Genomic DNA, 12,760 nt, shown 5'->3' with positions numbered 1-12,760 from the left:
GGCGTGAAACTGTCCATGGGCAGATCTAGCCTGTGAGCATGACGGGGTTCGAGCTTCACTGGCGGCGTGTGCACCCCGCCCTGCGCCCGTACGTCGCCGAGGTCACCGGCTACGCGTATCCCGGTGAGCCGCCCGCGCTCCACCGCGGCCTCCCCTCGCAGTACCTGACCCTCGTCATCACCCTCGACGAGCCGCTCGGCATCGCCTGGCCGGGCTCCCCCGTCACCACGTTCGGCACCGTCGTCGGCGGGCTGCACTCGACCGCCGTACACATCGGTCAGTCGCCCAATCGGTCCGGGATCCAGCTCGCCCTCCGGCCCGCCGCGGCGCGGGCCCTGCTCGGCCTGCCGCCCGGCGAGCTCGCGTCGGCGGTGGTGGAGCTGGACGACATCCTCGGCAGCCCGGCCCGCGCCGTCAGCGGGCGGCTACGGGAGGCGCCGACCTGGGTCGAGCGCTTCGACCTGGTCGAGAGCCTGCTGCTCGAGCACTGGGCGGACGAGCCCGCACCGGAGACGCGAGCCGAGCTCGGTTGGGCGTGGCGGCGCCTCCGCGAGACGGCCGGGGCGGTCGGCGTGGAGGACCTGGCGACCGAGATCGGTTGGAGCCGTCGGCATCTGACGGACCGGTTCACCAATGAGTACGGCTTGGGACCGAAGGTGGCGGCCCGGGTGATGCGGTTCGAGCAGGCGGTCGGGCGGCTGAGGCGCGATCCGAAGCTCAGGCTGGCGGAGCTGTCGGCTGAGCTCGGGTACGCCGACCAGGCCCATCTCACCCGGGAGTGGAACGCGATCGCCGGCTGCTCTCCGCGGCAGTGGATGACCGAGGAACTGCTCCCAAACGTTCAAGACGTGCCGGTCGGTGCGGGCGCAGAGTCGGAGGTATGAACACGACAACCGAGAACAAGATCGTCGTCGGTGTCTGGCCGACACTGATCTACCACGACGGCCAAGCAGCCTTGAAGTTCCTCACCGAGGGACTGGGCTTCACCCAGGTCTGCCTGTATGCCGGTGAGACCGAAGGATCGATCGCCCATTCCGAGCTGGCCTGGCCGGCCGGCGGTGGCGTGATGGTCAGCTCGGTCGGCCGAAACCACGTGCCGGACGACTTCTCCTGGCTGGCCGACCATCCGCAGTCGGTCTATCTCGTCGTCGACGGCGACCCGGACCGGTTGCTGGCGCAGGCGATCGCCGCCGGCGCGGTCGTCGTACGCGGCCTGCGCGACGAGGACTACGGCTCCCGCGGTTTCACCGTGAAGGACCCCGAAGGCAACCTCTGGAGTGTCGGTACCTACAAGGGCGAGATCACGTAATCCACAGGGTGCCAACGGTTGTCCCTGGACCTCACTAGAATCGCCGGGTGGCCGATACAACCGCGTTGCCCGAGTCGGAAGCTCATCAGGTCCTGCACCGCGTGTTCGGGTACGACGAGTTTCGCGGCCGGCAACGCGACATCATCGAGACCGTCGTCGCCGGTGGGGACGCGCTGGTGCTGATGCCGACCGGCGGCGGGAAGTCGTTGTGTTACCAGATCCCCGCACTGGTCCGGTCCGGTGTGGGTGTAGTCATCTCGCCGCTGATCGCGTTGATGCAGGACCAGGTGGATGCGTTGACCGCGCTCGGCGTACGGGCCGGATTCCTCAACTCCACCCAGGACTACGAGCAGCGGCGTGAGGTCGAGCGGGCGTTCCTGGCCGGTGAGCTGGATCTGCTCTACCTCGCGCCCGAGCGGCTCCGGGTCGAGGCGACCGTGCGGTTGCTCGACCAGGGCAAGATCTCGTTGTTCGCGATCGACGAGGCGCACTGCGTGTCCCAATGGGGGCATGACTTCCGGCCCGACTACCTGATGTTGTCGGAGCTGCACGAGCGCTGGCCTGACGTACCGCGGATCGCGCTGACCGCCACCGCGACCGAGGCCACGCACGCGGAGATCGCGACCAGGTTGAACCTGTCCGAGGCGAAACACTTCGTCGCCAGCTTCGACCGGCCGAACATCCAGTACCGGATCGCGCCGAAGGACAACCCGCAACGGCAGCTGCTCGACCTGCTCCGCACCGAGCACGCGGGTGACGCCGGCATCGTCTACTGCCTGTCCCGCAACAGCGTCGAGAAGACGGCCGCGTTCCTGACCCAGAACGGGATCGAAGCCGTTCCGTACCACGCCGGACTCGACAACCGGACTCGCGCGAAGAACCAGGCCCGGTTCCTCCGCGAGGACGGGCTGGTCGTGGTCGCGACGATCGCGTTCGGGATGGGGATCGACAAGCCGGACGTCCGGTTCGTCGCGCATCTCGACCTGCCGAAGTCGGTCGAGGGGTACTACCAGGAGACCGGTCGCGCCGGCCGGGACGGGCTGCCCTCGACGGCCTGGCTCGCGTACGGGCTGCAGGATGTCGTGCAGCAGCGCAAGATGATCGACACGTCCGAAGGCGACCTCGCTCATCGCCGCCGGCTGAGTGCTCACCTCGACGCGATGCTCGCGCTGTGCGAGACCGTGCAGTGCCGCCGCACCCAGTTGCTCGCGTACTTCGGCCAGCAGGGCGAGGCCTGCGACAACTGCGACACCTGCCTGACCCCACCGGAGTCGTGGGACGGCACGATCGCGGCGCAGAAGCTGCTGTCCGCCGTGTACCGGTTGAAGAACGAGCGGAACCAGAAGTTCGGCGCCGGTCAGGTGATCGACATCCTGCTCGGCAAGCAGACCGAGAAGGTGACCCAGTTCCGGCACGACCAGTTGAGCGTCTTCGGCATCGGCACCGAGCTGAAGGACGCCGAGTGGCGCGGTGTGATCCGGCAACTGCTGGCCCAGCGCTTGCTCGCGGTCGAAGGCGACTACGGCACGCTCGTGCTCACCGAGGACAGCGCGGAGGTGCTCGGCCGCCGGCGTGAGGTGATGATGCGTCGCGAACCCGAGCGGGTCGCCCGGTCGAAGTCCTCGTCGTCCGGCGGCAAGAAGAAGACCGTCGACCTGCCGGCCGAGGCCGCGCCGACCTTCGAACGGCTGCGCGGCTGGCGAGCCGGAGTCGCCAAGGAACAGGGCGTCCCGGCGTACGTGATCTTCCACGACGCGACGTTGCGGCAGATCGCGACCGAGCTGCCGACGACGCTGGCCGAGCTGGGCCGGATCAGTGGGGTCGGCGAGAACAAACTCGCGAAGTACGGCGACGGCGTCCTGGAAACACTGGCCGCGGAGTAGGTGCCGCTAGCCGTCGAGGAGTGGGACGGCTGCGCGGATCAGTTCGCCGGCCAGCTCGTCCGCGTCCTTGCCGCCGGCCGCGACCAGTACCGCGACCGAGAGCCTCAACTCGGGAACGGAGACGAGCATGCTGGTGTGATCGGGCAGCTGACCGCTGTGCCCGAAGGCCAGGAAGTTTCCGAACGTGTACGAGAAGAGCATCGTGCCGAGCCCGAAATTCCCTTCGCCCAGAGACATCTGCCGCACCAGTTCCGCCGGCCCGACGCGTCCGCCGTACAGCTGATAGCCCCAGCGCGCGATCGTCGGCGCATCGGCGGCCAGGCTCGCACTCGCGCCCAGCGAACTGGCGAACGCCCGGCACGGGACGAATCCGTCGCGGGCCTTGCCACACAACGGATTGCGGTCCTCCGCGAGCGGCGGTCGTGGTTGCTCGGCGTCCTGGAACGCGGCCCGCTCCAGCCCGGCCGGCCGCGCCAGGTCGCGGCGCAGTACGGTCGCCAGCGATTGGCCGGTGACCTTCTCGATCAGCAAGCCGAGCAGCAGATAGCTCGGATTGCTGTAGCTGTACGGACTGTCGGGCGGCAGCAGCGGCCCGGTGTTGTACGCGAGCACCTCCTCCGCCGTCCAGTGCTTGCCCGGCGCGGCCGCGATCGCCTTGTCCAGCTGCGCATACTCCTCCGGCCGGAAGTTCGGTACGCCGGCCCGCATGGCGAGGTGTTGCCGTATGGGCGCGTCGTTCTCGGTGAGCCGATGCCGCACGTACTGCGAGAGCGGTGCATCCAGGTCGATCTTGCCTGCCGACGCGAGCAGGATGACCTCGGCGGCGACAAACGTCTTCGTGATGCTCGCGGCACCCAGCATCGTGGTCGGGACGAGAGTGGTGCCGGCAGCATCCACGCCGGCCGCTCCCGACCACATCCACTTGTCGGTCACCACAGCTGCCGTGATTCCCCGCGCGGCGACGTACGCGTCCGGGATGGTGGCGTTGAGCTTGACCACCTTCGCGAGCACCGCCTGCAACGCGGCCGCCTTGGCAGGGTCGAGTGCCTTCGTGGAGGGGGCGGGCGTGCGATTCTGCGGGCGGACTGTCGGTGTGCCTGGAACAGCAGTCGGTTTTCCAGAGACAGTTGGGGCAGCTGTCGGCTCGACAGTGCCGTCGTCGTCGGAGGTGCACGCGACCGGCGCGATCAGAGCCAGCGCCGTGAGAACCAGCGCCGGCCGAATCATGCCCATCTCACGATCCTGCCGCCATCCCTCTCCCCTGTCGACCCTTCGCCAGGCCTTGCGGGGGCTGGCAGAGTGGGGGGCGCGGCGCGGAGGGAGTGCGAAGATGCGGGTGCTGGTCACGGGCTCGGCGGATGGGCTCGGCCGGATGGTGGCTGAGCGATTAGTGGCCGAGGGCCACGAAGTCGTCCTGCACGGCCGCAACCCAGCCCGGGCGCGGGACGCGCTGGCCGCGGTACCGGGAGCGAGCGATGCACTGACCGGCGAGCTGGCCAGCATCGACGAGACGAAGGATCTCGCCCGGCAGGCCAACGAGAACGGGCGATTCGACGTCGTGGTGCACAACGCCGCGGTCGGGGAACAGGAACCGCGCCGCGAAACCGTCGACGGTCTGGAGCACGTCTTCGCGATCAACTCGCTCGCGCCGTATCTGCTCACCGCCCTGATCGATCGCCCCGATCGCTTGATCTACCTGAGTTCGGGGATGCACGAAGGCGGTCAGGTCGCGTTCGACGATCTGCAGTGGACCCGTCGCCGCTGGAGCGGAGCAGGGGCGTACTCCGACTCCAAGCTGCACGACGTGCTGATCGCGTTCGCAGTGGCCCGGCGATGGCCCGAGGTCCGGTCGAACGCCGTCGATCCCGGCTGGGTCGCGACCAGGATGGGCGGTCGGGGCGCGCCCGGCGATCTCGGTCAGGGCCCCGAAACCCAGGTCTGGCTGGCGACTACCGACGACCCCGTCACCGGCACGTACTTCTACCATCGCCGCCCGCACCGGACCCACCCGGCAGCCACCGACCCCGCAGTACAGGATGCGTTCCTGACTGCGTGCGAGCAGCTCACCGGGGTACGGCTCTGAGGATCATCCCTCGACCAGGTAGAGCCGATTGGCGTCGGGGTCCTGGAAGGTGAACATCGGCGGGACACCGGGCCAGGTGATGAGGTCCGAGGTGGTGACGCCCTGGGCGGTGAGGGCGGCGTGGGCGGACGCGGCGTCGGGGGTGGTGAACCTGATGCCGGTGTCTGTGCCGACCGGGGTCTCCGCGCTCGCGGGGATGAGGGCGAGCGAGGTGCTGGCACCGGGCGGGGCGACGACGATCCAGCGCCCACCGAGTTGCGGCAGAGGCGCGTCCAGGTGCTTGTCGAAGCCGAGCGTGCCGACGTAGAAGTCAACGGCCCGGTCCTGGTCACTGACGGGGATGGCGACCGTGCTGATGGCGGTGATCATGAGATCCTCCTCGAAGGTTGCTGTCACCCCTAGGTAGAAGCCGTCCGCGCACCTTCGACACAGAGCGGCGATGAGTTTTCGGGCGGTCGCTCGTCTTCATGAACAGCGCCAGGCAACTGGCAACGGTTTCTACGGAAGGGCGAGGCACCATGGGCAAGCTGATCTATTCGTTGGCCACCTCACTCGACGGCTTCGTGAGCGATCCAGCCGGCAACTTCGGCTGGGGTGCTGAAGAGGAGGAGGTGCACGAGTTCGTCAACAAGCAATTTCGATCGATCGGCACGAACCTGTACGGCCGGCGGATGTACGAGACGATGGTCTACTGGGAGACGGCGCACACGGTGCCCGAGCAGCTGCCGTTCGAGCTGGAGTTTGCGCGGATCTGGCAGGGCACCGACAAGATCGTCTACTCCACAACGCTGACCGAGGTCGCCAGCGCGCGGACCCGGATCGAGCGGACGTTCGACCCCGATGCGGTGCGCAAGTTGAAGGCCGAGTCCGACCTCGACATCGCCGTCGACGGTCCACACCTGGCGGCTCACGCGATCCGCGCCGGGCTCGTCGACGAGTACCAACTCTTCGTCACACCCGTGATCGTCGGTGGTGGCAATCCGTTCTTCCCGGACGACGTCCGCGTCGATCTCGAGCTGTGGGACGAGCGACGATTCGGGAACGGTGTGGTCTACCTGCGTTACGGCGTCAGGGGCTGAGGCCGCGACCGAGCTGGTGAGCTTCGACGGCACCGGGCACTGGATCAATCAAGAGGCCCGGACGGTTACGCGAGAACCGTCCGGGCCTTCTGCGCGCGGTGTGCTACTTCGCGACCACCCTGAAGGTGAAGTCGGCCTCGCCGTCGCCGGTGACGCGGATGGTGTACCCGGCCGACCGGAGTGCCGCGGCGTCCTTGTTCGAGCTGAAGTCCTCGCTCAGCCCGCCGGCCGCCTCGAAGTCCACGTAGCCGACCATCACCGCACCCTTGCGGTCCGGGATCGCCTGCTTGAAGTTCTCGGTGTCGCCGAGGTTGCCGCCCTTGAGCACCTGCTCGGCGTACCCCTGGTCAGTGGCGACCACCAGCGTGTCGTCGTCCTTGGCCTTCTCGATCGGGATGTTCGCCGAGGACCGGTCGCGGAGCAGGCTCGTCACCTTGTCCACCACACCCTCGGCCTTGGCCACATCCGTCTCCATCCGGGCCGCGATCTTCGGCCCGTCGCTGTCGTCCTTGTCGATCGCGACGGCGACGTTCTTGCCGAGCAGCGGCTTCACGTCGTCGGGGATGGCCAGGCCGTACTCGTCCGCGAAGTTCGCCGTCAGCTCCTTCAGATCCAGCCCACCCGAGTTCTTCTCCAGCTGGGACCACATCGTGCTGACCAGGTTCTCGCCGTCGGACAACGCGAGGGCGCCGGCCGTCGTGTCCGGCAGCTGCGCGATCAGGTCACCAGCGTCGGACGAGCTCACCTTGACGCTCTGGTCGGCGTTCACGACGCCCTTCAGCTCGACGTACGAGGCATCGAACCGCAGCGCCGCGGCCATGCTCCCGCCCGGCAGGGCGGACCGCTGCTCGTCGGTGAGCGACCGGCCGCTGAGCTCGGCCAGGCCCTTGGTGTCCGCCCAGACCGAGGCGAACCCCTGCTCGCCGAGCGCGGACATGTCCGCGTCGAACTTGGAGTTCTCGCTCAGTGGGCTGTTCTTCGCGGCGGACACCGCGGCATCGACGACGGACTGGTTCTCACCGAGGATCACGTACCCCTCGGTGAACGCGCGGCCCGGCTTGTCCTCCGCTTCGGCGAACAGCTTGTCCAGACCGGCCGTGGCCTTGCCCTGGTCCTTCACCTGAACCGCAACCACGGCGTCCGGCTCGTCGTCGCCGTCGGCCGCCGGAACCGCGGCCGCACCGGCCCGGTCGCCGAGCCACGGCTCGATGTCCGTCGCGAAGTCGACGTCGGCCAGGTCGTCGCCGGATTCCCTCTTGATCAGCTCGAACAGCTTCTGCCGCAGGTCGTCGTTGTCGCTGGTCAGCCCGAGATTCTCCTTGGCCGACGGGAACTTGAGCATGAAGCGGATCGCGGCGACCTTCTGGCCTGCCGAGGGGTTCAGGTCGATCCGGGCGTAGGCGATCGAGTTACCGGGCAGCACCGCGGCCGGCTGGTCGCCGCCGCCGTTCAGCCGCGCGTAGGCGAACACCGCGCCGCCGCTGATCACCGCGAGCACCGCGACGATCGCGACCAGCGGGATCAGCTTGCCGCGCTTTTTCTTCGGCTCCGGCTGCCACTGCTGCGCCTGCCCGTACTGCGGCCCGAACGGCGGCTGCCCACCCTGCCCGTACTGCGCCTGGCCCGGCTGCCCGAACTGCTGAGCACCCGACTGCCCGTACTGCGCCGGCCCGCCCTGCGCCCCGTACTGCGGCTGCCCGCCCTGCGGGCGCTGAGGTTGCCCGCCCTGCGGCCCGTACTGCGGCTGTCCGCCTTGCGGCCCGTGCTGAGGTTGCCCGCCCTGAGGTCCGTGCTGCGGCGGCCCGTACGGGGGTTGCCCACCCTGGGGACCACGCTGAGGCTGCCCCTGCGGACCGTACTGGGGTTGCCCACCCTGCGGACCGGCGTACTGGCCCGGGCGCTGCTGCGGACCGCCGTACGGCGGCTGCTGCGGCTGCTGCTGCGGCGCGGAGTACGGGCCTTGTTGGTTGCCCTGCGCACCGGAACCGGGCGTCGGGTACTGGCCGGGCTGCGGACCACCGGCCGCACCGGGGTGGCGCGGGTTGACCGGCGGATTGGTCTGGTCGGACATCAGGCTCCCTCACGTCGCCGATGGCCTCACACCACCGGGCCGCAACAGGCTATTTCACCTGCGGCGCCGATTCAGACGTGCCAGATACCGATGTGGTTGCAACTGGTTCCGCCCGCCAGCTCGTGGTGGCGATGATCGCGGTGGCGAGAGCGGCACCGACCAGCCAGGCCGCCAGCGGGGTCCAGGTGTGCAGTTCCAGCGGCGCCGCGAGCAGATCACCCGGCTTGGCCGCCTCCAGCCGCGGCTGCAACGGATCGTGACCTAGCAGCATGCCGACACCCCACGCCACCGACGATCCGAACGACGCGCCGAGCACAACGATCGCCACCGCCCACGGACCGTAGTTGCGCAACCACCAGAACAGCCCGGCCCCGAGCACCAGCGCGGTCAGGAACCCGATCGCCGTGAACATGCCGTCCGGGCCGAACACCCGGGTCATCTGCTCCTCGCCGAGCGACCCGCCGTTCTCGTCGACGGTGTACTGCGCGAGCGGTGCGAACTGCTGCCAGGCCCAGCCCGCGATCGCGCCGGCGACCAGGAACCCGGCCACGGTGAGCGCGATCGCCTTGCTCCACGGCAGTTTCGCTTCCGGCTCCGGCCGCTGTCCGTACGGCGAACCGAACGGCTGCTGGGTGTACGGGCCGGGCTGCACTGACTGACTCACCTCGCCAGTGTGGCTCATCCCTGTCAACCCCGCCCCATCGCCCCGGTCCGATGAAGTGTCCACCGGCGCCTCAACTGGCCAGGCACGACGGGCCGAGCAGGGCCTTCAGGTCGGCCATCAGCGACGACGTCGGGGTGACCCGGAACCGGTCGCCGATCCGCATCACCGTCGTCTTTTGCCGGGCCTGCAACCGCAGCTGGACCTCGGTCATCCCCGGGTGCGACCGCAGCACGTCCCGGAGCTGCTCGACCACCGGCGGCGTACATCGGTTCACCGGCATGGTGATCACGACCGGACCGGTCGGGCCCACGGTCAGGTCCGGCACGATCACCTCGGACCCGCTCAGCTCGACCCGGTCGTCGCGGCGGCGCAACCGTCCCTTCATCAGCACGATCGCGTCGTTGCTCAGCAGGTGCGCGTGCAGCTGGTACGCCGAGGAGAACATCATCACCTCGATCGAACCTTCCAGGTCCTCGATGGTGACGATCGCGTAGATGTCGCCGCGCTTGTTCACCTTCCGCTGGACCGCGGTGACCAGGCCGCCGATCGTCACGTTGCTGCCGTCCGGCCGGTCCTCGTCGGCGAGCAGCTGGCCGATCGTGCAGTCGGAGCCGTTGGTGAGCACGTGCTCGACGCCGAACAGCGGGTGGTCGGACACGTACAGCCCGAGCATGTCCCGCTCGTGCGCGAGCTTGGTCGCCTTGTCCCACTCCTCGATCTCGGGCACCGTCACGGTGAGCCGCGAGTTGCCCTCGCCCTCGTCCGCGTCGTCGTCGCCCATCGAGAACAGGTCGAACTGGCCGTGCGCCTCGTTCCGCTTGAGGTCGATCGCCTCGTCCACCGCCTGCTCGTGCACCGCGACGACGGCCCGGCGGGCGTGGTTCATCGAGTCGAACGAACCGGCCTTGGCCAGCGACTCGATCACCCGCTTGTTGCAGACCGGCAGCGACACCTTGTCGATGAAGTCGACGAAATCGGTGAACCGGCCCTTCTCCTCCCGGGCCACGACGATCTCGGCCACCACGTTCACGCCGACGTTGCGGATCGCGGACAGGCCGAACCGGATGTCGGTGCCGATCGGGGTGAAGTTCGAGTCGGACTCGTTGACGTCCGGCGGCAGCACCTTGATACCCATCCGGCGGCACTCGTTCAGGTAGATGGCCATCTTGTCCTTGTCGTCCTTCACGGACGTCAGGACGGCGGCCATGTACTCCGCCGGGTAGTTCGCCTTGAGGTACGCCGTCCAGTACGAGACCAGCCCGTACGCCGCCGAGTGGGCCTTGTTGAACGCGTAGTCGGAGAACGGGACCAGCACGTCCCAGAGCGCCTTGATCGACGCCGCCGAGAAGCCGTTCGACTGCATGCCGGCCTCGAAGCCGACGTACTCGGCGTCGAGTACTTCCTTTTTCTTCTTGCCCATCGCCTTGCGGAGCAGATCCGCCTTGCCCAGGCTGTAGCCCGCGAGCTCCTGGGCGATCTTCAGCACCTGCTCCTGGTACACGATCAGGCCGTACGTCGGGCCCAGGATCGGCTTCAGCGCCTCTTCCAGCTCCGGGTGCAGGTAGCTGATCTCCTGCTGGCCGTTCTTGCGGAGCGCGTAGTTGGTGTGCGAGTTCGCACCCATCGGGCCCGGCCGGTAGAGCGCGCCGACGGCGGAGATGTCCTCGAAGTTGTCCGGCTTCATCAACCGCAGCAGCGCCCGCATCGGGCCACCGTCGAACTGGAAGACACCCAGCGTGTCGCCCCGCCCGAGCAGCTCGAAGGTGGGGCCGTCGTCCAGGGTGTGGCTCAGCGCGTCGAGGTCGATGGTGATGCCGTGCGCGGCCTCGATGTTCTTGACCGCGTCGTCCATGATCGTCAGGTTGCGCAGGCCGAGGAAGTCCATCTTGACCAGGCCGAGCGTCTCACAGCTCGGGTAGTCGAACTGGGTGATGATCTGGCCGTCCTGCTCGCGGCGCATGATCGGGATCAGGTCGATCAGCGGCTCGCTGGACATGATCACGCCGGCCGCGTGCACACCCCACTGGCGCTTCAGGTTCTCCAGCCCGCGGGCGGTGTCGACGATCTTGCGGACGTCCTGATCCGCCTCGTACAGCTGACGGAACTCGCCGGCCTCGGAGTACCGCTTGTGCTGCGGGTCGAAGATGCCGGACAGCGGGATGTCCTTGCCCATCACCGTCGGCGGCATCGCCTTGGTGATCCGGTCGCCCATCGCGAACGGGTAGTCCAGCACCCGGCCGGCGTCCTTGATCGCCTGCTTGGCCTTGATGGTTCCGTAGGTGACGATCATCGCGACCCGGTCGTCGCCGTACTTGTCGGAGACGTAGCGGATCACCTCGGCCCGGCGGCGGTCGTCGAAGTCGATGTCGAAGTCCGGCATCGACATCCGCTCGGGGTTCAGGAACCGCTCGAAGATCAGGCCGTGCGCCAACGGCTCGAGGTCGGTGATCCGCATCGCGTAGGCGCAGATCGAACCGGCGCCGGAGCCTCGGCCCGGGCCGACCCGGATGCCCTGCTTCTTGGCCCAGTTGATGAAGTCGGCGACCACCAGGAAGTAGCCCGCATACCCCTTCGAGACGATGATCTCGATCTCGTAGTCGGCCCGCTTGCGAATCTCGTCGGTGATGCCGGCCGGGTAGCGCTGGTGCAGCCCGACCTCGACCTGCTTGACGAACCAGGAGTCCTCGTTCTCCCCCGGCGGGCAGGGGAACCGCGGCATGAACCGGCCCTCGCCCTCGGTGAAGCTGACGTCGCACTGCTCGGCGATCAGCAGCGTGTTGTCACACGCCTCCGGCAACTCCTTCCACACCTCGCGCATCTCGGCCGCGGTCTTGACGTAGAACTCGTTCGCGTCGAACTTGAACCGGTTCGGGTCGGACAGCGTCGAGCCGGACTGCACGCACAGCAGCGCGGCGTGCGCGGTCGCGTCCTCGGGCTTGGTGTAGTGCAGGTCGTTGGTCGCGACGAGCGGCAGGCCGAGCTCGCGGGCCAGCTTCAGCAGGTCCTTCTGGATGTCCCGCTCGATGCCGAGGCCGTGGTCCATCAGCTCGCAGTAGAAGTTCTCCGCGCCGAAGATGTCGCGGAACTCCGCGGCCGCCTCGACGGCCTCCTTGTACTGCCCGAGCCTCAGCCGGGTCTGCACCTCGCCGGACGGGCAGCCGGTGGTCGCGATCAGGCCCTGGCCGTACGTGTTCAGCAGGTCGCGGTCCATCCGGGGCTTGAAGTAGTACCCCTCGAGGCTGGCCAGCGAGGACATCTTGAACAGGTTGTGCATGCCGGAGGTGTTCTTCGCCAGCAGCGTCATGTGGGTGTACGCACCCGAACCGGAGACGTCGTCACGGCCGCTGTTGGCGTCGCCCCACTTGACCCGCTTCCGCTCGCTGCGGTGGGTGTGCGGTGTTAAGTAGGCCTCTACTCCGATTATTGGTTTGACGTCGTACTTTTTCGCCGTTTTCCAGAATTCGTACGCGCCGAAGACATAGCCGTGGTCGGTCGTCGCGATCGCCGGCATGCCCATCTCCTGGGCGGTTTTGAACAACTCGTCGATCCGCGCGGCGCCGTCCAGCATGGAGTACTCGGTGTGCACGTGTAGATGCACGAAACTGTCGCTGGACGCCATGTCTTCGCAGACCTCCCAGGGCGTGAGTGAGCGGGACGGGGATCAGCTTATG

10 protein-coding genes are annotated in these 12,760 nt (G+C 68.0%); 5 read left to right on the top strand and 5 right to left on the bottom strand.

Annotation, left to right across the window (positions count from 1 at the left end; all coding sequences use genetic code 11):
• Positions 1 to 38 precede the first annotated feature (38 nt).
• The 3 genes from EV643_RS12265 to recQ are packed head-to-tail and all read left to right on the top strand — an operon-like array spanning position 39 to position 3,192.
• Positions 39 to 884, top strand: a complete 846-nt coding sequence (locus EV643_RS12265; protein WP_133800153.1) for a helix-turn-helix domain-containing protein — start codon at positions 39 to 41, stop codon at positions 882 to 884.
• Positions 881 to 1,309: a VOC family protein gene (locus tag EV643_RS12260; protein WP_133800152.1), complete on the top strand. Its 429-nt coding sequence runs from the start codon at positions 881 to 883 to the stop codon at positions 1,307 to 1,309. Before EV643_RS12265 ends, EV643_RS12260 begins: the two co-directional genes overlap by 4 nt.
• A 47-nt stretch (positions 1,310 to 1,356) precedes the next feature.
• Positions 1,357 to 3,192, top strand: a complete 1,836-nt coding sequence (gene recQ, locus EV643_RS12255; protein ID WP_133800151.1) for a DNA helicase RecQ — start codon at positions 1,357 to 1,359, stop codon at positions 3,190 to 3,192.
• A 6-nt stretch (positions 3,193 to 3,198) separates the two neighbouring features.
• Here recQ and EV643_RS12250 read toward each other — a convergent pair whose 3' ends face one another.
• Positions 3,199 to 4,425 (bottom strand): serine hydrolase domain-containing protein, encoded by a 1,227-nt coding sequence (locus EV643_RS12250; RefSeq protein ID WP_133800150.1) that lies wholly within the window; start codon positions 4,423 to 4,425, stop codon positions 3,199 to 3,201.
• Between the two features lie 97 nt (positions 4,426 to 4,522).
• Here EV643_RS12250 and EV643_RS12245 point away from each other — a divergent pair, with 97 nt between their 5' ends.
• Positions 4,523 to 5,275, top strand: coding sequence for an SDR family NAD(P)-dependent oxidoreductase (locus tag EV643_RS12245; protein ID WP_133800149.1), 753 nt, complete (start codon positions 4,523 to 4,525; stop codon positions 5,273 to 5,275).
• A gap of 3 nt (positions 5,276 to 5,278) precedes the next feature.
• On the opposite strand, the gene EV643_RS12240 is transcribed toward EV643_RS12245, so the two are convergent.
• Positions 5,279 to 5,644 (bottom strand): VOC family protein, encoded by a 366-nt coding sequence (locus tag EV643_RS12240; RefSeq protein ID WP_133800148.1) that lies wholly within the window; start codon positions 5,642 to 5,644, stop codon positions 5,279 to 5,281.
• A gap of 149 nt (positions 5,645 to 5,793) precedes the next feature.
• Between EV643_RS12240 and EV643_RS12235 the strand changes: the two genes are divergently transcribed.
• The gene (locus EV643_RS12235) at positions 5,794 to 6,354 is read left to right on the top strand and encodes a dihydrofolate reductase family protein (RefSeq protein ID WP_133800147.1); all 561 of its coding nucleotides are present in this window, start codon (positions 5,794 to 5,796) and stop codon (positions 6,352 to 6,354) included.
• Positions 6,355 to 6,457: 103 nt separating this feature from the next.
• On the opposite strand, the gene EV643_RS12230 is transcribed toward EV643_RS12235, so the two are convergent.
• The 3 genes from EV643_RS12230 to dnaE form a co-directional block, all read right to left on the bottom strand.
• Positions 6,458 to 8,425 (bottom strand): DUF3352 domain-containing protein, encoded by a 1,968-nt coding sequence (locus tag EV643_RS12230; protein ID WP_133800146.1) that lies wholly within the window; start codon positions 8,423 to 8,425, stop codon positions 6,458 to 6,460.
• A 49-nt stretch (positions 8,426 to 8,474) separates the two neighbouring features.
• Positions 8,475 to 9,089 carry a hypothetical protein gene (locus EV643_RS12225; protein WP_238165532.1) on the bottom strand — a complete coding sequence of 205 codons (615 nt, stop codon included), beginning with the start codon at positions 9,087 to 9,089 and terminating at the stop codon, positions 8,475 to 8,477.
• A gap of 70 nt (positions 9,090 to 9,159) precedes the next feature.
• Positions 9,160 to 12,708: a DNA polymerase III subunit alpha gene (dnaE, locus tag EV643_RS12220; RefSeq protein WP_133800144.1), complete on the bottom strand. Its 3,549-nt coding sequence runs from the start codon at positions 12,706 to 12,708 to the stop codon at positions 9,160 to 9,162.
• Positions 12,709 to 12,760 lie beyond the last annotated feature (52 nt).

The organism is Kribbella caucasensis (genome assembly GCF_004361855.1).
Lineage (GTDB): Bacteria > Actinomycetota > Actinomycetes > Propionibacteriales > Kribbellaceae > Kribbella > Kribbella caucasensis.
This window is presented reverse-complemented; position numbering and strand designations above follow the sequence as displayed.